The organism is Marinobacter piscis (assembly GCF_007671655.1).
Taxonomy (GTDB): Bacteria; Pseudomonadota; Gammaproteobacteria; order Pseudomonadales; family Oleiphilaceae; genus Marinobacter; species Marinobacter piscensis.
The window spans coordinates 224,368-248,763 of record NZ_VCGX01000004.1; the positions used below are offsets into that span (position 1 = coordinate 224,368).

19 protein-coding genes are annotated in these 24,396 nt (G+C 54.1%); 13 read left to right on the plus strand and 6 right to left on the minus strand.

The genetic code is table 11. The features are described 5' to 3' along the window. Positions 1–22: 22 nt before the first annotated feature. Positions 23–1,906, minus strand: coding sequence for a monovalent cation:proton antiporter-2 (CPA2) family protein (locus FFI95_RS14210; protein WP_144823604.1), 1,884 nt, complete (start codon positions 1,904–1,906; stop codon positions 23–25). Between the two features lie 183 nt (positions 1,907–2,089). Between FFI95_RS14210 and FFI95_RS14215 the strand changes: the two genes are divergently transcribed. The 6 genes from FFI95_RS14215 (at position 2,090) to FFI95_RS14240 (ending at position 9,985) form a co-directional block, all read left to right on the plus strand. Further along, entirely contained in the window at positions 2,090–4,207 is a 2,118-nt protein-coding gene (locus tag FFI95_RS14215) for a type VI secretion system Vgr family protein (protein WP_144823606.1), read from the plus strand. After that, positions 4,207–5,031, plus strand: a complete 825-nt coding sequence (locus tag FFI95_RS14220) for a DUF4123 domain-containing protein (RefSeq protein WP_144823607.1) — start codon at positions 4,207–4,209, stop codon at positions 5,029–5,031. The genes FFI95_RS14215 and FFI95_RS14220 overlap by 1 nt, the downstream gene beginning before the upstream one ends. Further along, complete coding sequence (locus tag FFI95_RS14225; RefSeq protein ID WP_144823609.1) at positions 5,031–7,142, plus strand: LysM peptidoglycan-binding domain-containing protein; 2,112 nt, start codon at positions 5,031–5,033, stop codon at positions 7,140–7,142. Before FFI95_RS14220 ends, FFI95_RS14225 begins: the two co-directional genes overlap by 1 nt. A 13-nt stretch (positions 7,143–7,155) precedes the next feature. Continuing rightward, complete coding sequence (locus FFI95_RS14230; protein WP_144823611.1) at positions 7,156–8,115, plus strand: formylglycine-generating enzyme family protein; 960 nt, start codon at positions 7,156–7,158, stop codon at positions 8,113–8,115. A gap of 274 nt (positions 8,116–8,389) precedes the next feature. Then, complete coding sequence (locus FFI95_RS14235; protein ID WP_144823612.1) at positions 8,390–8,710, plus strand: TM2 domain-containing protein; 321 nt, start codon at positions 8,390–8,392, stop codon at positions 8,708–8,710. A 153-nt stretch (positions 8,711–8,863) separates the two neighbouring features. Next, complete coding sequence (locus tag FFI95_RS14240; RefSeq protein ID WP_144823614.1) at positions 8,864–9,985, plus strand: hypothetical protein; 1,122 nt, start codon at positions 8,864–8,866, stop codon at positions 9,983–9,985. 7 nt (positions 9,986–9,992) lie between these two features. On the opposite strand, the gene FFI95_RS14245 is transcribed toward FFI95_RS14240, so the two are convergent. Further along, positions 9,993–10,682 (minus strand): MgtC/SapB family protein, encoded by a 690-nt coding sequence (locus FFI95_RS14245; protein ID WP_178975131.1) that lies wholly within the window; start codon positions 10,680–10,682, stop codon positions 9,993–9,995. Between the two features lie 125 nt (positions 10,683–10,807). Here FFI95_RS14245 and FFI95_RS14250 point away from each other — a divergent pair, with 125 nt between their 5' ends. The 6 genes from FFI95_RS14250 (at position 10,808) to FFI95_RS14275 (ending at position 16,745) form a co-directional block, all read left to right on the plus strand. After that, positions 10,808–11,653 carry a DUF72 domain-containing protein gene (locus tag FFI95_RS14250; RefSeq protein WP_144823617.1) on the plus strand — a complete coding sequence of 282 codons (846 nt, stop codon included), beginning with the start codon at positions 10,808–10,810 and terminating at the stop codon, positions 11,651–11,653. A gap of 96 nt (positions 11,654–11,749) precedes the next feature. Then, complete coding sequence (locus FFI95_RS14255) at positions 11,750–13,627, plus strand: NAD(P)-binding protein (protein ID WP_144823619.1); 1,878 nt, start codon at positions 11,750–11,752, stop codon at positions 13,625–13,627. A gap of 3 nt (positions 13,628–13,630) precedes the next feature. Next, on the plus strand, positions 13,631–14,833 hold the full coding sequence (locus FFI95_RS14260; RefSeq protein WP_218975820.1) for a cytochrome c: 1,203 nt from the start codon (positions 13,631–13,633) through the stop codon (positions 14,831–14,833). Between the two features lie 54 nt (positions 14,834–14,887). Then, positions 14,888–15,031 carry a DUF3096 domain-containing protein gene (locus FFI95_RS14265; RefSeq protein ID WP_144823620.1) on the plus strand — a complete coding sequence of 48 codons (144 nt, stop codon included), beginning with the start codon at positions 14,888–14,890 and terminating at the stop codon, positions 15,029–15,031. Positions 15,032–15,381: 350 nt separating this feature from the next. Next, positions 15,382–15,651 carry a ComEA family DNA-binding protein gene (locus tag FFI95_RS14270; RefSeq protein ID WP_144823622.1) on the plus strand — a complete coding sequence of 90 codons (270 nt, stop codon included), beginning with the start codon at positions 15,382–15,384 and terminating at the stop codon, positions 15,649–15,651. A gap of 164 nt (positions 15,652–15,815) precedes the next feature. After that, positions 15,816–16,745 carry a DMT family transporter gene (locus FFI95_RS14275; RefSeq protein WP_144823624.1) on the plus strand — a complete coding sequence of 310 codons (930 nt, stop codon included), beginning with the start codon at positions 15,816–15,818 and terminating at the stop codon, positions 16,743–16,745. Positions 16,746–16,762: 17 nt separating this feature from the next. Here the strand turns inward: FFI95_RS14275 and FFI95_RS14280 are convergent, their stop codons facing one another. From FFI95_RS14280 to FFI95_RS14290, 3 genes are all read right to left on the minus strand, one after another. Beyond that, positions 16,763–18,145, minus strand: coding sequence for a sodium-dependent transporter (locus tag FFI95_RS14280; RefSeq protein ID WP_144823626.1), 1,383 nt, complete (start codon positions 18,143–18,145; stop codon positions 16,763–16,765). A gap of 97 nt (positions 18,146–18,242) precedes the next feature. Beyond that, positions 18,243–19,424 (minus strand): amino acid aminotransferase, encoded by a 1,182-nt coding sequence (locus FFI95_RS14285; protein WP_144823627.1) that lies wholly within the window; start codon positions 19,422–19,424, stop codon positions 18,243–18,245. After that, positions 19,417–22,953, minus strand: coding sequence for an indolepyruvate ferredoxin oxidoreductase family protein (locus tag FFI95_RS14290; protein WP_144823629.1), 3,537 nt, complete (start codon positions 22,951–22,953; stop codon positions 19,417–19,419). Before FFI95_RS14290 ends, FFI95_RS14285 begins: the two co-directional genes overlap by 8 nt. Before the next feature lie 159 nt (positions 22,954–23,112). On the opposite strand from FFI95_RS14290, the gene FFI95_RS14295 reads away from it, so the two are divergent. Beyond that, positions 23,113–23,595, plus strand: coding sequence for an Lrp/AsnC family transcriptional regulator (locus tag FFI95_RS14295; RefSeq protein ID WP_144823631.1), 483 nt, complete (start codon positions 23,113–23,115; stop codon positions 23,593–23,595). Positions 23,596–23,654: 59 nt separating this feature from the next. Here the strand turns inward: FFI95_RS14295 and gloA are convergent, their stop codons facing one another. Then, positions 23,655–24,203, minus strand: coding sequence for a lactoylglutathione lyase (gene gloA, locus FFI95_RS14300; RefSeq protein ID WP_144823633.1), 549 nt, complete (start codon positions 24,201–24,203; stop codon positions 23,655–23,657). Positions 24,204–24,396: the final 193 nt, after the last annotated feature.

A 24,396-nucleotide genomic window follows, 5' to 3' on the forward strand; every position in this document is an offset into this window, starting at 1 on the left:
AGATACACACCCGCCTTGTTCGTTATCTAGCAGGCGGCGTCCATACCGGGACATCCTCGGGCCTTGGCTCTTCCCAGTTCCGGTGCATGGTGCTGCTAAGGGCCTCTTCAAGCTTCATGAACAGCTCGCCGTACCTGGGGCTGAAGGTAATGCCCTGTTCTATTTCCTTCCACGCCTCAAATAATTCCTCCTCGTGAGCCTGCTCGTTCTCAACAAATGCCCAGGTCATCTGTTTCGCCCGCATAGGGTGCACTCCGACAGCCGTGAGCGCATGGCCACCCAGCTCCAGAGCAGAGTGGTAGGTCTCACTCATTACATCGTCAGCCCCGGCTTCCCGAAGCTGATAGCCATGGCCACGATCGAAGGCACGCGCCAGCACCCAGACATTCGGGAAGAAATGCTTTACATGTTTTACCATCTTTACCGCACGGTCCCGGTCATCAATCGCCACAACCAGCAAGCGCGCCTGCTTAATACCGGCTTTTTCCAGCAAATCGGGCCGGCTTGCATCCCCGAAGAAGCTCTTTATATGGATCTGACGAACATTTTCGATCTGCTCAAGCTCGTGGTCGAGCACCACAATGGGCACATTGTTAGCCCGCAGTAAACGACAAACAATCTGCCCGAACCGCCCTACCCCGGCAACAATGACCGGTGCCTGCTCATCGATGGCATCTGCTTCCTGCTCATCATTACCGGGGCCCCGATACCGTGGAAGCACTACCCGGTCGTATACAATAAACAGCACAGGCGTGAGAAACATCGACAGCGCAACAACCAATGAGAGAATCTGGGAGATCTCCACAGGAATCACATGGTTCTGCACACTGTAGGTGAGCAACACAAATCCGAACTCACCCGCTTGCGCCAGCCCCAATGTAAACAGCCAGCCATCGCTTCTGCGAACACTGAAAACTTGTGCAATAACAAGCAGAACCAGTGCTTTGACAGCAATGACAGCCACACCCAGAGAGACAACCGTACCCCACTCGTCTGCCAGTACCTGAAAGTTTATTCCTGCCCCTACGGTGATAAAAAACAAGCCAAGCAACAGGCCCTTGAATGGTTCGATGTTGGCTTCAAGCTCGTGGCGAAATTCACTGTTGGCCAGTACCACGCCGGCCAGGAACGCGCCCAGTGCCGGGGAAAGATTCACCACACTCATGAGCGCTGCAATGCCGATGACCAGCATCAACGCCGTGGCCGTAAAAACCTCCCGCAACCCGGACTTCACCACATAACGGAATAACGGCCGGCTCAGGTAAAAACCACCCACAATAACCGCTGCCATCGCGCCTACAACAACCAGGGCGTGCGCCCAGCCCGGCAGTCCTGAGACCAAATTTAGGCCAGACTCGAGATCAGATGAAGAGCCGGCGCTATCTTTCAGACCAGGTAACGCCAAGAGCGGAATCAGGGCCAGCATGGGTATAACTGCAATGTCCTGAAACAATAATACGGAAAACGCATTGCGCCCACCCGCCGTCTTTGACAAGCCTTTTTCATCGAGGGTTTGCAGCACAATAGCGGTGGAAGACAGCGCGAAAATAAGCCCGACCGTCAGCGCAGTCTGCCACTGCAACCCAAGCACCCAGGCTACCCCCATACCGGCAGCTGCAGTCAGAATTACCTGCAGCCCGCCCATCCCCAAAAGACGCACTTTCATAGCCCAAAGCGCCTTCGGATCTATCTCCATCCCAATCAGGAACAGCATCATAACAACACCGAACTCGGCGAAATGCTGAATAGTGTTGGTTTCCTGCCCGACAAGCCCCAAAACCGGACCAATCACCACCCCTGCAACCAGGTAGCCCAGCACTGAGCCGAGACCATAACGCTTGGCCAATGGCACTGCGATCACAGCAGCCAACAAGTAGATAAAAGCCTGGATGAAGTAAGAGGTCATTGGATAGTTACCCGAATTGTGTTGATGAAAAATTCAATTGAGCGAACAATACGGCTGCCAACGTGGATAATAACGGAAATATTCCCGAACACGGCTACAAGGTTACTGGATTTTAAAAGCCAGCGCTGATAAGTTTCCGCTTCGATCTATCTCCCGATACACATACCTTCAAGGATTGAAGATATGCCCCAGGCAAACGGATTGCAGTTCACCGCGTGCGTCGGTGAACTTCCCGAAGATGTTTTATCGGTTGTCAGCTTTGCACTGACCGAAGGCCTTTCGGAGCTCTTTCATGGCCGCCTGAACCTGGCCAGCACCGACCCGGGTATTCAGGCATCCGACGTACTGGAACAACCGGTAGAGCTGGTGGTCTGGCAAGACGGCCTGCCGCTACGTCGCTTTACCGGTGTGGTGAACGAGTTTGCCCGGGGCGACACCGGCCATCGCCGCACCTATTACGAGCTGATCATCCAGCCACCCCTGTGGCGCCTGGGGCTGATGCACAACAGCCGCATTTTCCAGAGGCAAACCACAGAGACTATTGTGCGAACCCTGCTGGAAGAGCGGGGCATTGTGGATTCCGTGTTTGCTCTCAAACGCCCGCCCCAGGAACGGGAGTACTGTGTACAGCACCGGGAAAGCGACCTGGCCTTTATAGAACGCCTGGCCGCAGAAGAAGGCTGGCACTACCGTTACCAGCACGGCAGCGTGGACGGCAAAGAACAGCCCGGTTTGATGATTGCCGACCACCACGGCGACGCACCCAGGCTGGAGCCTGTTGAGTACAACGGCAAAGCCGGCGGCAGCACCCAGCAACCTGCCGTATTCCGTTTCCGCTACGAAGAACGGGTTCGTGCTGCCTCGGTAGCCACCAAAGACTACACCTTCAAAAACCCGGCCTATGCGTTGATGCAAGAAAGCGCGGCCTCCGCTGATAACCAGCGGCAGGACTACCAGCACTTCGACTACCCGGGCCGGTTTAAAGCCGACGCCAGCGGCCAGCCCTTTACCGAAGCGAAGCTGGATGCCCTCAGGAATGATGCCAGCACCGCCACCGGCGAAAGCAATCGCCCGGATTTCACCTGCGGCGCCAAAGTGGAACTCACCCACCACGACAGCGCACGATTGAACCGCGACTGGCTGTTAACCGCCGTCACCCACGTGGGCGAGCAACCCCAGGCACTGGCGGAAGAAGGCGGCACCCGCCCGACCACCTACCACAACCTGTTCAGTGCCGTTCCCGCCAACAAAACCTGGCGGCCCTTGTGCAAACACCGCCCCCTGATGGACGGCCCACAAATCGCCATAGTCACCGGCCCCGAGGGCGAAGAAATCCACTGCGATGAATACGGCCGCGTAAAGGCACGTTTCCCCTGGGATCGCTACTCTGAGAACAACGAACACAGCAGCGCCTGGCTGCGCGTAAGCCAGGGCTGGGCCGGCGGACAGTATGGGTTTATGGCCCTGCCCAGAATCGGCAACGAAGTGATTGTGTCCTTCCTCGATGGCGACCCGGATCAACCCATCATCACGGGCAGAACACACCACGCCACCAATACACCGCCCTACCCGCTGCCCGAGCATAAAACCCGCACCACCCTGAAAACCCAAATCCACAAGGGCGAAGGCAGCAACGAACTACGGTTTGAAGACGAAGCCGATAAAGAACAGATCTACGTTCACGCGCAAAAAGACCTGGATCTGCTCACCGAAAATAACCGAACCGAAGTCATCAAAAACGACAGCCACCTGTCCGTGGAAAACGACCGCTTCATCCAGGTGAAAGCCAACGACCACTCAACCGTAGACGGCGAACACCGGGAAAAGATCGGTGGCGACTACAGTCTGACGGTTAAGGGCAGCCACCACAGCAAACTCGGCAAAGCCCAGCTTGTGGAGGCGGGAAATGAGATTCATCACAAAGCGGGTATGAAGATTGTGATTGAAGCAGGTGCCGAGATAACGCTCAAAGCCGGTGGCAGTTTTGTGAAGGTGGACCCCAGTGGCGTGACGATTTCCGGGCCGCTGGTGAGGATGAATTCCGGGGGTGGGCCGGGGAGTGGGAGCTCGATCTCTGCACAAGCACCGCAAACACCGATCATAGTTTCCACCGGTGAAACCGCTACCGGCAATGCCGATGCGCTGGCAATAGCCGAAACCCGGCCAGCAGCCACACCTCAGCCCAGCCCGATCTTTAAACTACGTGAAGCTGCTCGGACTGATGCTTTGTTAAGCAAACAATGTGGCAAACAACCTGATGGGCGGTGCGACTTCAGCCCGTGCCCTTGTGAGGCTGGGTAATGATAGCGAAGCTGACGGGAACCCCAGAGCGCACTGAGCGGAACGTCTACGTACTGATAGATGGCGCTCAAATGGACGCACTAAAGTTAATATACAGCCACGACGACAGTCCAGAATTCGACCAACTCTATCGGGGCATGCCTCACCAATCAGCTCTGGAAGTGAGCCCCTGCATTGTTAAGCCTTCTGACACGAGCCGATTGTGGGCGGCAGAGCCTGTTTGGCGTTCGGCGGGGCTTGTGGTCGAAAGCAATGCAGATATGCAGACCCTTGCAGATCACTTCAGAAGCCTGATCAGCGTACGGTTGCCCGACCAAACATTTGCTTATCTCCGATTCTATTCCCCCACCCGGGTCCACGGCCTGCTCTCTGCTTTTAATCCGAACGAGCGTGCTCAGTTCAGCGGCCCTGTGCTCAAATGGCGTTACTTTGACGCCACAACAGGCTGGAAATCAACGGCGATCCATAGCTCAGAACAGGCACAGGATTATGAAGCCAGAGAGGAAGGTTGGTTTCAGCTGACCGGAGAGCATATTGAAACGATCAGCGCCCACAAAGAGGCAAATTTTATCTGTGCTCTTGTTAATACTTGCGGACTGCCACTCACCCCGGAGAACGAGAGCCTGATGCGCACTTTGGTTGAGCGAGGGCGACACTTTGGTTTTCGCACAGAGGCAGAGCTTGCCAGCTATGCCGAAATCGCAGCCTATCACCCAAAAGCAATTGACCAGCCCGGCGCAATGGCGATTTTGTCTGATCAAAAAAGTCCAGCTTATGAGCGGCTGGCAGCACTGGATAACTTTATGGCACAAGGAGGTGCCTGATGCCGACTAACTACGAAGTCATATCCGGAGATACGTTAGGTGCTATTGCCGAACGACACGACGCAACTGTCACACGTCTGCTTCGCCTCAATCCCGCTATAGAAAATCCTGACCAAATTTATCCAGGACAAATCCTTGCTGTACCTGCCGCCAATGAGGTTATCACTTCCTCAACAGAACCTGACGACGTTATTTGCAAGGCATCCTGTGAAGATGAAATTGTAGAGATTGTTCACGAAACCGGCAGCAACGAAATCATCTTCCTGACACAGGCAGAAGCTGAGGAACTGGCCAGAGAAGAAAATACGATTTGTGGCCCCATCGAGGCGTTCTATAAAGATCTCGAAAACTTGTCTGGCGGAGAACCTGACTCAGAAGACCGGCCGAAAGAAGCAGAAGGAAGTCTGAAATCTGAAGTTCAGGAACGTAAACAGGCTCTGGTCGACGACCTGGTGGCCAAAGGCGCCATATCAAACGACATGCAATCTATCCCCAGATTAACGGAGATCAAACGGCTATCCGGCAAAAAGCACCGTAGCTACGTGCGTTCCGATAAAATGAAGAATCACCCGAGGCGGTACAGCATTGCATCCCGGGATAAAGCACGCAGCAAAGGCTGGCTAACGTCGGACGGTATCAATGGTAAAAAACTGGCTGAGGCGATAGAGAGCGAATTCAAGGTCCAGGTAAAGCTCGATCTGGGAAGCCCAGATCCTGAAGGCGCGATGATGCAGGTGCTTAATCAGTTTTACGATGAGGCCGAATGGTCGGTGTGGGGTAAAAGCCAAAAGCAAAAAGTTGCTGAGACAGGTTTTGATGCCTCTGCGGAGGCGCTGTTTATGCGTTTTGCAGCAGGGGCGAGTGGGTTTGCCGAATTTAATCCTAAAAATGGAAAGGTTCACGTCCAGGCAAAGGCTGAGGCTCAGTACACTCTGGCAGAAGGGAAGTTAACCGTTGAGCAGTCATTTCCCACAAGCAACAAGAGTGCAATTCGCATCTACTACCGGGTTGGTGGCTGGGATGGCGAACGCAAATATGCATCCCTCGGCCACTTCCAGGCAAACCTGGGCATTACAGCTTCAGGTTTTGCCGGGGCATCTGCGGTAATCGCTGCGAACGTTCACGTGGATAGTAGCGAAGGCCTTCCAAAATTAAATGGTATAGCTGCACGCAAAAAAGGGCAAAGTGCCAATTTTGAAGGTGGTGCTTTCGCTGGAGTTCGCGCCGGTTGCGAAGTGACCGGAGAGCTGCGCTGGAAAGATGTCCTGGCACCTGCGAAAGAATGGGACACGTTATGCAAGATTGGGAAGAAGGTGGAAGTTGCGGCAGGAGCAGCTGCGGAGTTTGAAGTTCGACTAATATTCAGTGATCAGACAGGCAAGTTTTATTTTAATTGTCATGCAGGTCTAGTTCTGGGAGTTGGCCCATCAGGTGGTTTTTTACTGGAAGTAGAGACCAACAAAATCATCAAAATGTTGCACTTTGTGTATAACGCTCTGCTGGATGTGGACTTCAGGTACCTGGAGCTGTTTGATAGGGATTCGGAAACCTTTGTATGGTACCAGCGTCTTAGTTTATTTGCCTTGAGCAAAGGCATCTCAAGTATTGCCGCTGCTCAGGAGTTTGCAAGCAGCTCAATAGACACACTCATCGGTTACGTCGACAGGTTCTTTGTTGGCCGCCAGCGCGAGCAACAAGGGACGGAGCTGGCTCAGAACGTAATTGAGGATCTTAAGCTGCAAGAAAACGCTGTACTCCTGCATTCACCGCCTGAAGTTAAAGGCACAGTGCTAGATAACATTCTCTATGATTGGTGGCTAACACCAGATATATGGAGCAGTAACGATATAAAAGTACAAGCCGTAAACCAGATACTCCAAACATTTCAGAGTTGGCGTGACTTTGAGGAAACTGTTCTTCGCATGAACCCTCATGGCACCTCAAGGCCTGAGGAGTTTCAGGAAAACCTTGACCGTTTGTTCGAGTTTATTGGTAAACGCAAAGCTGATCAGCGGCTGTTTATACACCAATTACAAGGCGTGGTTGCGATATCCGGCCGTCCTGTGAAACTTGACCCCTTTAAAGCCTGCAAGACCTGTGGAATCGCTTAACCGGAGTGTATTGATGTTAAAAGTTGTCCGAATCCGTGCCGTGTGGTTGTTTACAGTACCAGCGCTGACTGCAGGATGCGGTGGACTGTTAAACGGTAAGGTTGAGTCTGAGGCTGCGCAGAAAATAGCAACACAAGCCATTGAAAATCAGGTATTTGTCAAAGGCGGTAAATTTATACTTGGAGATGTGGGCCGCCCAAATGGTTCACCGTATGTGACGCTCACGGCCTTCAGCCGCCCAGCCGTTGAAGTCAGTATCGATAGTTATTCCATTTCTCGTTACGAGACTACATGGGAGGAAATGAGCGTCTACTATGAAGCGCTTGACCGCACCCATCTGTATGCAGACGACTTCATCTTTAAGAAGTATATAAAAGCAACGGACGATCCTTTATCACCCAATTACTATCGCAAGCCCGCTCGAGCCCCCAATTACGGAGAGGCGGAAGGCTATTGCGCCTGGTTGGCGGAGCAAACCGGGCTGCCGTTTGCACTCCCTACTGAAGCACAGTGGGAATATGCGGCCCGTAGTCGCGGAAAGAATGTTCCCTACGCGACTGACTCTGGCACTATTGAAAAAGATCCATATCTGCGTCGACCAAAGGAATATGTAGACCCATCAATCCCGCCGTCAGGTAATACCCTGATGCACTCATCGGTTAAGTTCGAGCGTCGCTCAGTAGGCAGTTATCCCCCCAACTCCATCGGCCTCTACGACATGACTGGGAACGTGGCCGAGTGGACGCGAGACTGGTTCCAGGAAGACTTCTACGAACACGCACCTGAAAATAACCCTAGTGGCCCAGCAAAGCCAAGCAATCAGGATAAACCCGAAAAAACCGTTAGAGACTGGGCAGGCCGTGGAGATCACATGGGCGGAGGCGGAACCGTATTTGCCAGAGCAGGCGCGCATATCGAAAGTTCGGGCAACGGCTTCCGCTGCGTTGTTAACAGCCCTGAACCGGTGAACTAACTTTGGTTATACGGAAGTTTGGTCGTTTCCGGAAAGCTATCTGCTTTTCGGCTCTAGTAATAGTCGCCTCAGGGTGCAATAGCTATGTTCTAGCTAGCGAAGGAATACCGACAGGATGGACGTAGTAAGGAGATACTGGAGTAGATCAAAGAAGCGCAAGCAAAATCTGAGGAATTGCTGGTCGACACTCCGATCCTTCACTACCCCCCCAATTTAGGGATAGAGCAAAAACTACACCAACCCTCATCTAAAACAAGTTTTCAAGGAGGAAAACATGCACACTTCAAACCTTAACCACTCCAGCCAAAAGAACCGCCTGATAACCCTGGTTCTGGCAATGTTCCTCGGAATCTTCGGTGTCGACCGCTTCTACCTCGGCAAGTGGAAATCCGGTATCGCCAAGGGCCTTACCATTGGAGGCCTTGGCTTCTGGTGGTTCATCGATGGCGTGTTGGTTTTGACTGACGCATTCCTGCACTCTCTCGGAAAAGACACCGGCTTTGTCAAAGATGCGCGCGGCCAGGATCTGCGTCTTGGGCTCTCAATGTATCGCTTCAAAAACGGCCGTATTCAGCGCGACTGGTTCTCCAACTGAATTATGGATTTATAACCGGGACCAGCAATAAAGCATAATCTCGATATCTTTTATTGCTGTTGGGTATAGGGCTTATTTATTCAGCTGTGGGAGGAGATGTTCTGTTCGCGCTAGACTGGTGAGTATGAACAGTCGAATGGCGCGGGTGATCCTTTGAAAAAGCTACTCCTGATTTGTGCAATGGCCGCGCTGATGGCAGTGATCATCAGTACTGTAGCCCAACCGGTTCCCATTGAGCATAAGCTGATTAACATTCATGCCGATGATGTGCTCGATGATTTTCCTGGCATAAAGCAGGAGCCTGTTGAGATCCAGGCGATACTGCTGGATATGTCCGATGATCCCCTTCTGCTGCTGAAGGCTCAGGCTGCATTCGTGCGTTATCCCGACATGGCCCGGTCCCTGTTTCCGCTTTATGCGTCCAGGCCGGAGTTTCGGGATGTTCTGAGGCGCTATGGTGAGGACATTCTGCCTCCCATCCAGCATTTTGTTCGCCAACCCATCAGTACCATTGAATGGATGAACAAGGCATCCCGTCAGTATCAGGCGGCCAAACGCCTCTTTACTGACACGCCGGAAGAGTCAGGCAGTGAAACTTCACCCTCGGATAAACGCGAAAAACTGTCACCTGAAGAACGCGGCTGGTACGCGGTCAACTTTATTCAGAGCGAAGGCCATGACTTTCTGGGCCAGTTCATTGTAGATGAACAAGGTGCTACGCAATGGATAGCGACCGAGCGGGTACTGGAAGGCGTGAACCAGTTCTTCGCCAGTGGCATTCGTAACCTGGAAACCCGTTACCGCTCCGGCGAGACCATCGGCGCAGGGGATGTGGGCTGGGCGTCGGTGGATGTGCTGATATTTGCGAGTGCTGCAAAGGTGCTCCGTGCTGGGCGTACCGCAGCAGTTGCCACCAAAGGAGCCAGCCGGGGCACTCGCTCGGCGGCTCTGGCCGCACGGGTTACACGCAGTGGGAAAATGGTTCTGCGCAGCGCCCGCTATGCGAAATGGCCGCTGGTAGTTGGAGCCGGCTACCTGGTGATCACACACCCGAGTATCATCAACGATGTGTTTGCAGGTGTCGCGGATGTTCTGGGTTACGCCCCGATTCTGGTGCAGTTCGTGGGCTGGCTGCTGTTGTTGATCCCTGCATTTTATATTGGGAGCTGGTTATTGTGGCTGCTGGCGCCCGTACTGCTGATGCTACTGCGCGCCATGAGCCATGGGATCGCTGTTGTGAGTGGTCGTAACCGCCTCCTCTTTCATCGTCACTAAAACGGCGTTAACTCCACCCCACTTCATCAAACCGTGTATCTGCCTGAAAACGTCCGAACAATTCCATATCACGTTCGTTTTTGTTGAGCCGCAGAACCAGCGTTGCCTGACAGCTTTCGGCTTTTGGCTGGCGAGAGACGCTGTGGTTCTTTATTTTTACCCCTTGCTCCTCAAGCATGCTGGTTATCTCTGCCAGCAGGTCAAAGCTGCCCGTCCATTTCAGCTCCAGTGACGCATACCGGTCGCCTCTGAAGGGCAGTCGGTGCAACACGTAAAGCGCAATCAGCACCAGAGACGTCACCGCAATCGCAATCACATACTCACCAAGCCCGACCGTTACCCCAATGGCAGCAACCGACCAGATAGAGGCAGCCGTGGTCAAGCCCCGAACGAAATCCTGGCTCTTAACAATCGTGCCAGCGCCCAGAAAACCAATCCCGGTAATAACACCCGCAGCCGCCCGCGCCGGGTCCAGGCGGATAACAGAGTCTGCATCAACACTGAATTCGGATGACAGCTTCTGGAAGGCCACAATCACGGCTGCAGAGCCGAGACAAACCAAGATATTGGTTCTCAGGCCAGCTTCCCGACCCCGCGACTGGCGTTCCATGCCAACCAGGCCGCCTAGGATCATGGCAACCAGCAGGCGCAGCAAAAAAACTCCATCCTGGGCAATCATTTCTAAAAAATGACCCACTAATCTCCCCCTAAAGCCATTCCCGGCGACTGACGTTTCGTGACTCAGGTATAATGCCCCATCCATCAACAGAACGGCAATCAAACGTCTGCCAACAGACCGCCAAATCGCAACAGCGTGGACTCATGAAACTTCCGTATTATCTTGGCTGCCCCCAGTGGCAACACCCTGCATGGAACCGTGGGCTTCCAAATGGCAGAACTCCTCTGGAGCGCTACAGCCAGGTGTTTAACTGTGTTGAAGGCAACACAACCTTTTACGCCACGCCCAGCCGGGAGCAATGCCAGCAGTGGCGTCTGCAGGTACCAGACCATTTTCGCTTCCTGCTCAAGTTCCCCCGGGCTATTACCCATGACCGGCTATTATCCGGGGTCGATGGGGCGACACGGGATTTCCTGAATGTTATTGAGCCGTTAGAAGATGTACTGGGCCCCTTCCTGTTACAGCTCCCCGCCGCATTCGGGCCTGAGCACCTGACCAACCTGTGGCAATTCATTGATGCCCTGCCAGCACCTCTCACTTGCACTGTTGAAGTGCGCAATGCTGCGTTCTTCAGTAAAGGCGATGCAGAAAGAGCTCTGAACCGGGGGCTTCGGGAACGTGGTGTCGCCCGGGTGTGCATGGATACACGGGCCCTATTTGCGGCGGCGCCGGAGGATACAATCACCACTGAAGCCCAGCGTAAAAAACCCAGGGTGCCTGTACACCTGCTCCCGGGTGATGCACCTCCGGTTATCCGGTACATTGGTCATCCCGATCTGCAAGTCAACCGGCATTACCTGGCGCCTTGGGTCGAACGGGTTGGTTCGTGGATCGAACAGGGACAACCACCGTATTTTTTCCTGCACATGCCCGATATTGGCGATGCTCTGAGCCTCACAGAAATCTGGACTGATCTTTTGAGCCACCGTGTAAGTGGCGCAGAAGCGCTGCAGTTTAACGAAGAGCAGCCCCAGATAGGTCTGTTTTGAAAGCAGCTGTGACAAATCACCTTGCAACGATTATCATTCGCCACCTATCTATGCACACTGAACTTTTACGCCTCCCTTTGTGACCGGAGTTTTTAAATGGCTATTTCCCGCAGGGATTTTTTGAACGGCGTAGCGCTTACCATCGCCGCCGGAATGACCCCCTTGAGCTTACTTCGTGCCGATCCCCAGGCACAAAATCAATACCCGCCCTTGCGCACGGGTATGAGGGGCAACCACCCCGGATCATTTGAAGCCGCTCACAAAATGTCCCGTGAAGGCCACAGGTTTGCATTGGGTGGCCTCAAGGTGACAGAACACTACGATATGGTTGTGGTGGGTGCTGGCATCAGCGGCCTTGCCGCCGCCTGGTTTTACCGGCAGCAAAACCCGGATGCAAAAATCCTGATTCTGGACAATCACGATGATTTCGGCGGGCACGCCAAACGTAATGAGTTTAACGTGAATGGCAACACCGTTCTCACATACGGCGGCAGTGAGTCATTCCAGTCACCGGACTCTCTGTTTAGCGACCAGGTGAACAAGTTGCTTGAAGGCCTGGGGGTGGACATATCACGCTTTAAACAATACTTCGATCGTGATTACTATTACCAACAAGGAATGAGTCGAGGGGCTTTCTTCGATGCAGATCACTTTGGTGTTAACAAAGTGGTGGGAGGCAGCCCTGAAATGGGTGTGGCCGATGAGCTTCGCCCGGATCTGCTGAACTCCCGCTCATTGGAAGAGTATATTCGTGATTTCCCGCTGCCACCGGACGACATTGACGCTCTGGTGACGCTCCATATCAATCCTCCCGCTTATCTGTCAGACATGTCGGTAGATGAAAAGGTGGAGTATTTAAGCACCATCAGCTACCAGGATTTCCTCAAAGATATCGCAGGATTGAGTGACAGCGCCTTGTTGTACTTCCGCGCGACCAGCACGGAGTTCTTTGGTTACGGGATAGATTCAATTGCAGCCATAGATGCGCATGAGTACGGCTACCCCGGATTGAGTGCCATGGGGCTACCGGAGCCCGGGGAAGCCGTAAAGGCAGAAATCAACGATCCCTATATCTACCATTTCCCGGATGGCAATGCCTCGGTCGCACGCTTGCTGGTAAGAGACATGATTCCTGGCGTCGCATCAGGTAACACGATGGAAGACATCGTGATGGCAAAGTTTGACTACAGCAAACTCGACAACCCTTCAAATAACATCCGGCTACGCCTGAATAGTACGGTTGTCAGAGTAGACAACCCCAATGGCCCCGTTGATGTTGGCTACCTGCATGATGGCAAACTGCACCGTGTCCAGGGCCGTCAAAGCATTCTTGCCTGTTACAACATGATGATACCTTCCATGGTGCCTTCTTTGCCGGCAACGCAGAAAGAAGCTCTGCACCAAAACGTCAAAGCACCGCTCGTTTATAGCAAAGTGCTGCTGAAGAACTGGCATGCATTCAAGAAGCTTGGCGTTCACACTCTGTATTCGCCCACAGCACCGTACAGTTTGGTAAAGCTGGATTACCCGGTAAACATGGGTGGCTACACCCACGCTTCCGGACCTGATGAGCCGATTGTTGTTCACATGGTACAAGTACCAACTGCTGCCAATACTGGCCTCGATGTACGTCAGCAAATGCGGATGGGCAGAGCCGAACTTCTGGGACGTTCATTCGCCGAAATGGAGCAGGAAATCCGTAGTCAGTTAAGTGCAATTCTTGGTATCTCCGACACAGAGCTGGAACCACTTATTGAAGCCATTACGGTTAATCGCTGGTCTCATGGCTACAGCTATGAAGAAACCAGCCTGTTTGACACAGAAGCATCAGCGGAACGCACTATTAATCAGGCACGCAAGCGACATGGTCAAATTGCCATCGCCAACTCCGACGCGGCATGGAGTCCATATATGCACGCCGCAATCGACGAAGCATGGCGCGCCGTAAATGAACTGACCGGCCAGGAGGGGTAAGCCGTGATTAAAACAAATGCTCTGGTACTGACAACCTGCCTGTTCGCAAGCTCAGCAATTGCGGCCGACGCAGAGCTGATACAGCAAGGGGAATATCTTGCCAAGGCAAGCGACTGTGTCGCCTGCCATACAGCCCCGGGCGGCAAAGCGTTTGCCGGCGGCCTGGCGATGCCAACGCCTGTAGGGGACATTTACACAACAAACATTACGCCGGACCCGGAAACGGGCATTGGTAATTACAGCCTGGAACAATTCGCTGCTGCTGTGCGTCAGGGAGAGTCTCCCGATGGCCCGCTGTACCCTGCTATGCCTTTTACAAGCTATACGAAGCTGACCGATCCGGATATCGAAGCGTTATACGCGTACTTCATGGACGCTGTTGATCCGGTGAACCAGGAAAATAAAGAGTCTGACATCCCGTGGCCACTGAGCATGCGCTGGCCTTTGAACATCTGGAAAAGCCTGTTTCTGGAAGAAGGTGTCTATGAAGCCGACGCATCACAAACCGAGCAGTGGAACCGCGGTGCCTACCTGGTTCAGGGCCCCGGGCATTGTAGCTCTTGCCACACTCCCCGAGGCCTGGCCTTTCAGGAGAAAGGTCTGAGTGAAAAGGACGAGGACTTCCTGGCGGGCGCCCAGCTTGACGGCTGGTGGGCCACCAGCCTTCATGGTGACTGGCAGACGGGCATTGGTGCTCTCTCCGCCGACGAGATAGCGACGCTGCTCAAAACCGGCATGGGCGGGCAGGTCAGCGTATCCGGTTCTATGGGTGAAGTGGTCCGCCACAGCACACAACATCTCACAGATGAAGACCTGCTGGCTATTGGTGTCTACCTGAAAAGCTTATCGCCATCACCGGATAGTATTGCGACCAACGTTGATGAGCCCACGCTCAACGGCGCTGAGTTATATAATGAGTACTGTTCAACGTGTCACACGAGCAACGGTTCGGGCTACCCGGATGTCACACCAACGCTTGCCGGGAACCCTACGGTAAATGCAACAGACCCGAGTTCTGTCATCCGGGTTGTTCTTGATGGTGTGGAAAGCCCGGTGAGCGGCCCCGGCCACACTCAGCGATTGATGCCCGGATACGCCTGGCAACTGAGCAATGAACAAGTTGCGAACTTATTGACGTTCATGCGCAGTCGCTGGGGCAATGACGCCGGGCCCGTCTCTGCTACCGAGGTTGAGGCGCACCGATAACATAGCCGGGGCCGCCAACTGGCGTGCCCCGATAACCAAACTGAGAGATCAATTATGACACTTCACCTGGAACTCGCCCCTTTAATCAGCCTGGGAGCCGGCGTTGCTATTCTGGCCTTCCCCCGTTTGCTCAACTTCATTGTTGCGGGATACCTGATCGCTCTTGGCGTTTTAGGATTATTGGGGCACTCGCTATAAGTCATCGCTTTTTCTTATAAGCCAAGTGCTTACGCAAACTGTAGGAAATATCTCACACGCCTTCGGGACAATCTCCCATATACCCGGATTCTCTATTCGCTAGAATAAGCAGTGTCAGGGATGACAAGCCATCAAGGAATGTTGGCTCAGGGATGAAGCGCTCAGGATGAGCCACAGCCTGAAGGATCGGGCGGGGGTCAGCCACGGTTGCAAGAGTCACACGGATGTTGGCTCTTGCCCCGTGCACTGCTTTTCTAATACTTGCCTGATTCCGAACACCTTACTTCTGGTGCCTTGCGCTCTGACTCATAACCATAACGACGTATTTGAGCCTCAGGAGTCATGTATACATGAAGCGCACACCTTTCTTTGCAACTCTCGTTCTGTTATTCAGCCTGGTAAGCGGTTTTGCCTATGCAGAACAGCCCGCTATAAATATCAATAGTGCCGACGCAGCTACCCTGTCCAGCCTTGATGGTATAGGGGCGAGCAAAGCCGAAGCCATCATCACCTATCGCGAAGAGAATGGCCCCTTCAAAGCACCGGAAGACCTTTCCAATGTTAAAGGCATTGGCGCCCGTACGATTGAAAAAAATGCGGACCGTCTTGCGGTAAAATAACGCACACAAGCGTTATCCGTTTTCCGGGCGGCGGCTTTCAGTCGCCGCTTCCAGCTCTCATGGTCTCTACACTCGTTTTGTTTTCACTATGGCGGCCCTGTGGCATGCCTATACATGCTCTGTTAACCTCAGGACTCTCTCAAACTGACCTTCTTGGTTACTGAATGATTCGAGGCGCCCTGCTCATTGCCCTGGCAGCCCTGCTCTGGGCAACCACCGGAATCGTTGCCAAATTCCTGTTTACCGGGACTGAGCTGCAAGCCATCACGCTGGCCTTTCTCAGACTGGCCATTGCGCTGCCGTTTTTCTGGATACTGATGCGCCGAGAGCAGCAGCAGGTTCAGAAACTCAGCGCCACTCCGAACCCACCTGACAGCTCCCTTCGACAGCTGAGCCTCAAATCACTGGCCCCTCTGGCAGCACTCGGGTTGTTCCAGGCCGTTTACCAGGGCAGTTACCTCATAGCTGTCGACCTGACGGGCGCGGGCATCGCAACTCTGATCGCGCTCTGCCTGCCTCCGGTAATGGTCGCGCTTCTGGCTGCCCCTTTGTTGGGCGAGAAACCGGGTCTGCTAACCGTTATTGCACTGATCGCTGCAATTGCCGGTACCGCCATGCTGGTTATCAGTGACATGGACACAAGTGGCAGGCTGCGTCTTGCGGGCATTCTCATGGCACTCCTGGCGGCTTCTGTGTACACGGGTTTTACCCTGACAAGTCGGTACAGTTCGGCAGGCACCCCTGTATTCACCACCGCCTTCATTTGCTTCTTTACCGCAGCCCTCATCCTGCTTCCGGTTGTATTGCTGAGCGGGGGCTTTGACGGTATTGGCAAACTTGAGGTGCGGCACTGGGCAATGATTGCTGTTATCGGCATTGTACCTACCTGCATTGGCTATCTGAGTTTCTTTGCAGGCATGAAGACCACGCCAGCTACGCTTTCCAGTATTATTGTCACACTGGAGCCGTTATTTGTTGCGTTGCTGGCGTGGCTTTTATTAGAGGAGACGCTGGGGCCTGTTGGAATTACAGGCGCGATAATTCTGACCACGGCGGTTGTTGTAGCGTCGCGTTATGGTGAGCGTTCGGGGTGAAATATAACCCATAGATCTCAGACCAGATTATAAAGAAACACGACCGCGATGCCTGCCGGCGTTACGAACTTCAGTACAACCATGAATGCCTTGTACGCACCACCCTGCAAACCAATATCTTCTGCAAGTCCTTCACGGCGGATGGCCCAGCCTGCAAACAGGGCGATTGCCAGTCCACCCAGGGGCATCATCAGGTTGGAAACAAGAAAATCGAGCAGATCAAACACCGTTTTTTCTTCAAACATGCTGATAAAGCCCAGCGGGTGAATATCGCTCCACAGGTTGAAGGACAACACGGTGCCTATACCGATAAGCCAGACAGCAACACCACCCCCCACGGCGCTTTTAACCCGGCTTGCACCCTTGTGCTCCTCAAGCCATTCAACAACCGGCTCAAGCATGGAAATCCCTGACGTTATGGCGGCCACCAGCAACAGCGCAAAGAAGATAGCCCCAAACACTACGCCGCCGCCCATTTGCCCAAAGGCCAGTGGCAGAGTCACAAAGATCAGCCCTGGCCCCGCACCGGCTTCAAGGCCGTTGGCGAATACCAGTGGAAATATCGCCAGACCGGCAAGCAAAGCCACACTGGTATCCAGCACGGCAATGGTCATGGCCGTTCGTGCGATATTGATGTTTTTAGGCAGGTAGGAACCATAAGCCATCAAAACGCCTATGCCGATACTGAGAGTAAAGGCTGCGTGCCCCAGAGCGGTTAAAACGCCTTCGGTGGTCAGGCGGCTGAAATCGGGTGAAAACATGAAGCTGACCGCGCGGTCAAAGCTGCCGCTGTTCATGGCGTAGAACACCATCACAATGAGCAGAACGAATAACAGGGGCATCAGCATGTTAACGGCTTTTTCAAGGCCGGAGCGGATACCCTTGCCAACAATAAAGACAACAATGCCCATGAAGACTGTGTGCCAGAACAGCAATTCCCACGGATTCGCCAGCAGGTTATTGAACTGCCCGCCTATGGCTTCAGCATCCGCACCAACGAACATACCGACCGCAGCTTTACCTATGTAAACCAGCGCCCAACCACCGATAACGGCGTAAAAAGAGAGAACCAGAAACGAGGCCAATACACCGTTCCAGCCGATGATGCGCCAGCCTTTGGATGTTCCCTCGGTCCGGGTCAGGGTGCGCATACTTGCAACCGGGCTTTGCCCGCCCCGGCGACCAATCATGATTTCTGCAATCAGAACCGGTACCCCGATAAGGAATATGCAGGCAAGATAAACCAGTACAAAGGCACCACCGCCATTTTCACCGGTGATGTAGGGAAACTTCCAGATATTGCCAAGCCCGACGGCAGAGCCTGCAGCCGCCAGAATGAACGCCATTTTTGAGGTCCAGAGATTACTGGCCTGTTGGTGGGGATGTACTGCCTCGCTCATTGCGTTCTCCGAATAGTTGTTTTTGTCGGATGATGAAATATTAAAGCCCCCTGTATAAGGGGCTTTAATCAGGGTTTATCAGGGGGTTGGTAGGTGCCTACAGAACGCTGTTGATAGCCTGAGCCACACCCGGTAACACTTGCGCATTCAGCCCGGCCACGTTCACCCGGCTGCTCTCCAGCATGTAGATGCCATGCTCTTCACGCAGCTGACGAACCTGGTCCGGTGTTATTCCCAGAAACGAGAACATGCCCCGTTGCCGCGCAATAAAGCCAAAATCACCGGCGGGTGCCAGGGCATCCGCAAAAGCATGACGCAAACCAAGAATGCGCTCACACATGCTGCCAAGTTCGTGTTGCCAGCCCGCGCGCAAGGCGTCGTCATCCAGAATGGTTTCCACAATAGCGGCTCCGTGCGCCGGAGGCATGGAGTAGTGTGAACGCACCACACTCAGCAACTGGCTGGTTGCCGCCGTATTGATGGCCCGGGTTTCCGAGATCAGCATCAGCGCACCCGTCCGTTCCCGGTAGAGACCAAAGTTCTTGGAGCAGGACGCGGCAACAACCATTTCCGGTACCTGGCTGGCGAGGTAACGCAAGCCGGCAGCATCCGGGTCAAGCCCCTCACCCAGACCCTGGTACGCCATATCCACGAAAGGCAGCAAACCTTTGCGTTGAATCAATTGCGTAACGGCCTGCCACTGATCTGCAGTCAGATCAGCGCCGGAGGGGTTGTGACAGCACCCATGAAGCAGGACAACATCGCCGGCCCTGGCGGATTCCAGGGACTCGAGCATGGCCGGGAAATCAACCGTCAAGGTTTCGCGGTCAAGATAGGCATACTCACGAATGTTCAGGCCCGCACCGCCCAGCAACGGCATATGATTCGCCCAGGTGGGTGTGCTTACCCAAACCGTGGTATCCGGCTGACACAAGTGAAAAAACTCTGCCGCCATACGCAGAGCGCCGCAACCACCCGGTGTCTGGATAACCGAGGTGCGGCCATCACGAATCAGGCTGTTGTTGTCGCCCAGTATCAACCGCGCCATGGCTTCGTTAAAACCGGCAGATCCGGCCGGGCCGACATAGCTTTTGGTGGTTTCACCTTCAAGCAACCGCCGCTCGGCCTCGTGTACTGAGGCCATAATGGGTGTGTTGCCCGCGTCATCTTTATAAACACCAATGCCGAGGTCGACTTTGCCGGGCCGGCTATCGTCACGATACATCTGCATAAGCTGCAGAATGGGATCCTGGGGTAACTGTTCCAGCCCCTCAAACATGATCTGCCTCCTTTTCTTCTGCCTGTGCGGTTCTGATCAGTGTCGGGCGCCCTGTATCCAGAGCTTTGGTCAGCTGCGACTGTTTTTCCTGAACGGCTTCTGCAGCCTGTTCACGTACCGGCCCATAGCCCCGTATCTCACCAGCCAGCTCTGCCAACTGCAGGAAGGTGTCGTAATTGCTGGCATCCAGTTCGTGGACAATGCGCTCCACCAGCTTTTGATAATCCTGCAGCTGGGCCCGGTCCATCCTGCGGTCGGGGGAATAGCTGAATGGGTCAATGGCAGTGCCACGCAGCACACGGAACTTCGCCAGCACTTTGAATACACGGAACATCCAGGGACCAAACTGGCGCTTTTTCGGCCGACCCTGGGCATCGGTGCCGCGATTCATAAGGGGCGGCGCCAGATGGAAGTGAACCTTGAAGTCCCCCTCAAAGGTGTTATTCACTTCTTTCATGAAGTCTGTTTCGGCAAACAGGCGAGCCACTTCGTACTCATCCTTGTAGGCCATAAACCGGTATAACTGCTTTGCAACCGCATGGGTCAGCAAATAGTTGCTCTCACCTAACCGTTCCTCAGCCTTCCGCACCTGTTCTACCTGTGCGGTGTATTTGTTTGCCCAGCGGCGGCTCTGATAGTTCACAAGGTGCTGATGGCGACTCGCAATCAGCGAGTCCAGGCCAGGCTCAGCTTTCACTTCCACAGGTTTTGCTTCACCCGTATCCAGAAGATCCGTCAGAACCTTCACATCCACTGCTGCAATACGTCCCCAGCCAAAGGCTTCCTTGTTGCGCTCAACCGCTACACCATTGAGTTCAATGGCCCTGATTAACGCTTCCTGCGACAGAGGCAAAAGCCCACGCTGCCAGGCAAACCCCAGCATCATCACGTTGGAAAACACTGTGTCGCCCATCAGTTTTTCAGCTATGCCGTTGGCATCCAGCCGCGCGAAATTATTTTCCCCTACAGCATCGCGAATCAGATCCAGGCGTTTGTCGGCCTGCATGTCTGCGTCACGGAAGAGCACATAATCGCCGGTGGGAAGCTCCGCCTCATTGGCAACCACACGGGTGTGATCCGGCCTCAGAACGCTCAACGCTTTCTGGGACGATGCCACCACCAGGTCACAGGCAACGACGGCATCAGCCTGGCCACTGCTGATACGAACCTGGTGCAACTTGTCTGGCGAGGGTGCCATACGCACAAAGCTGAGCACGGTACCGCCCTTCTGGGCAAAACCGGTGAAGTCCAGCACTGAGGTGCCACGGGACTCCAGGTGGGCCGCCATGGTAATCAGCTGCCCCACGGTTACAACGCCTGTGCCACCAACACCACCAACCAGAACATCATAGGAACCCGTCAGTTCCGGCAGCACCGGGTCCGGGATATCCTTCAGCCTGGAGGTCAGCACAGAGCCTGTATCCATACCGCGGGACTTGCGCAGCTGGCCACCCTCAATGGTCACAAAACTTGGGCAGAAGCCATTGACGCAGGAGAAATCCTTGTTGCAGGAGGACTGGTCAATTTTGCGCTTGCGACCCAACTCTGTTTCCCGAGGGACCACAGAAAGACAGTTCGACTGCACAGAACAGTCACCACACCCTTCGCACACGTGATGGTTGATAAACGCCCGCTTTGCCGGATCCGGGTACTGATTTCGCTTGCGCCGGCGACGCTTCTCGGCCGCGCAGGTCTGGTCGTAAATAAGCACTGTGCAGCCGGGAATGTCACGCAGTTCCCGCTGTACCTTGTCCAGTTCCGTACGGTCGTGAAAAGTAACGTCTTCCGGAAACTCTTTCTTGTGACCGTCGTACTTCTCCGGCTCGTCACTGAGTACGACAACCCGGCGCACACCTTCGGCCGCTACCTGCTGTGCGATCATCGGCACTGTGATCTGACCATCCACAGGCTGACCACCGGTCATAGCAACCGCATCATTGAACAGGATTTTGTAGGTAATATTGATGCCTGCGGCAATGGCCTGACGAATGGCCATGGACCCGGAATGGAAGTAGGTGCCCTCGCCCAGGTTCTGGAACACATGGGGATTTCCGGTGTAACGACTCTTGCCAATCCAGTTGACGCCTTCGCCGCCCATCTGGATCAGCGACTCTGTGTTACGCCCCATCCAGGACGCCATGAAATGACAACCGATGCCTGCCAGCGCTTTACTGCCTTCAGGCACATGCGTCGATGTGTTATGCGGACAACCGGAGCAGAAATACGGCAGGCGCTTCACACCGCCCGGGTCTTCCGCGTTGCTCATGTTGTTGATGGCTGCCAGCTGTTCGCTGAAATCCTCGCCAAAAAAACGACCCAGCCGGGCCGCCAGAAACCCGGCAACCAGTTTGGGGCTCAACTCACCCACATAGGGGATCAGAGGCTGACCCACTTCGTCCTGCTTGCCGGTAATAAGAACCTCACCCGGGCGATCCGGCTCCGACATGGCCTCCTTGATCTGGCTCTCGATAATGCCCCGCTTCTCCTCAATAACCAGCACTTCTTCCTTGCTGTGAACAAAACTGAGAATGCCCCGGCGCTCAATGGGCCACACCAGGCCCACTTTGTAGATGTCCAGGCCCAGATCCCGGGCACGATCTTCGTCAATACCCAGCAGTTCCAGTGCTTCCAGCAAATCCAGGTGGCCTTTGCCGGTGGTCACAATGCCAAAGCGCGCTTTATCGTTGTCGTACAGACAACGGTCAATCGGGTTGGCCCGGGCAAACGCCTGCACTGCAGCCAGCTTGTGTTCAATGCGGGTTTCCAGCTGGGGGCCCGGCAAGTCCGGCCAGCGATAGTGCAGACCGGTTTCCGGCGGGGTAAAGTCATCGGGCGTGACGAACTCCGGGAGCGGTGGCAGTTCCACCGAGGCTGCACTTTCGACCGTTTCCGAGACAGCCTTGAAACCCACCCAGCAGCCGCTGTAACGGGACAGCTCAATTCCCCAAAGTCCGTAGTCCAGATACTCGGCAATGTTAGCCGGATTGATGGTAGGCATGAAAAAGCTCATGAATGCCACATCTGACTGGTGCGGCATAGAAGACGACACACACCCATGGTCGTCACCGGCAACCACAAGCACACCCCCATGGGGAGAGCTGCCATAGGTGGTGCCATGTTTCAGGGCATCACCGGCGCGGTCAACGCCCGGCCCCTTGCCGTACCAGATGCCGAATACGCCATCCACCTGCCGGTCTTCGTCTGTTTCAACCTGCTGGGTGCCCAGCATGATGGTTGCTGCAAGGTCTTCGTTGATTGCAGGAATAAAATCAATGCTGTTTTCATCCAGCAGTGTCTTGCTCCGCCACAGCTCCAGATCGTAACCGCCGAGCGGTGAACCTCGATACCCGCTTACCATGCCTGCGGTCTTGAGCCCCAGCTTGCGATCCAGCGCCGCCTGCATCAGAGGAATCCGAACCAGGGCCTGGGACCCTGTAAGGAACACCCGGCCGGATTCGCGCAGGTAACGATCTTCAAGCTTGTAGTCGTCCAACTGTACCTTGTCGGTCCGGGGATTATCGGTGGACATGACGGTACTCCTTTTTTGTCGATTTTATGACAAAAGTCTAGAAGGAATTTTACAAAAGGTGCTTTCTTATTGAACGGGAGTTGGATTAAATTGCGAAAGAGTCTTTGATAAACAACAATGGATGCCAAATTTCCTTTGACAAAAATCAGGTGTTACCAAATGAAACACGTTGAGCTCGACAAACTGGATCAACGTATCCTTGAGGTACTGCAACGGGATGGAAGGATCAGTAACCAGCAACTGGCCGCACAGGTGAGCCTGTCACCCGCAGCCTGCTGGCGCCGGGTAAGAGCCCTTGAGGAGTCTGGCGTCATAACGGGCTACAGCGCACACCTGGCACCGGAGCGTATTGGCCTGGGGCTGTGCGTACTGGTAAACCTGTCACTGCAAAGGCATACCATAGACAGTACGGCGGAGATCGAACGGCAGGTGAGCAGCTATCCGGAAGTGCTTCAGTGTTTCGCGGTTACCGGAAATGCCGATTTCGTGTTGCGGGTCATAGTCCCGGATATGGTCAGTTATGATCGTTTCCTGAACGAAAAGATCTTTACTTTGCAGGGCATCGCGCAGGTTAACTCCAACTTCGCTCTGCGTGAAATCAAGAATACCCAGACGATTCCGGTGGGAGAGGCTGTGACTTGAGGTCGAAGTGGTGACTGACCGGTGCCACCCGGAATGGCGACACCGGACAAACAGTGCTGTTAACCGTCCTTACGCTGTTTCTCAAGCATGTTCGGCTGCAGTATCTCAATCCAGTAGCCATCCGGGTCCTTGATAAAAGCTAACCCTTTCATCTTGCCATCGTCCGGCTTTTTGACGAACTCAACACCCAGGCTCTCAAAACGTTCAGCGGCAGCGTACACATCCGGCACTGCAACACCAATATGGCCGAATCCCTGTGGCTCATCGTTGCCGTTGTGGTACGAAAAATCCTTATCGTCTTCAGTGCCCCAGTTATGGGTCAACTCCAGCATGGCTTCACGCCCGAATGTAAACGTGGTTCGATGGCTGTCGTCCACAGGCACACTGCTGGCCTGGCGATCATCCAGGTAACCCAGAAAATAGAGCGTAAACTTCATTTCCGGAAAGTCCAGCTTGCGCACCAGCCGCATCCCCATCACCCGGGTATAAAAATCCATGGAGCGCTCCGGATCTTTGATTCGCAGCATGGTCTGGTTGAATACATAGCCTTCTGTTTCCGGAACTGCCGCATTATGCAGGCCCGGGGCTTGCTCGAAATGTTTGGGCATGGAATTTCCCTTTAATTACGAAGTTCAGACCATATACATGCGCCTGATTCCCGGAAATTTCAAGGTGGAGCCATTCATCTCCGTGAAGCGCTGTTCCCTGATCCCGCTAAACGACTGTCGCTACCGATGCGTCCATGATGGTTTATGGCCACTAGTGTCCTGTAAACTGCCCGTCAAACACTAACGGGCAGCT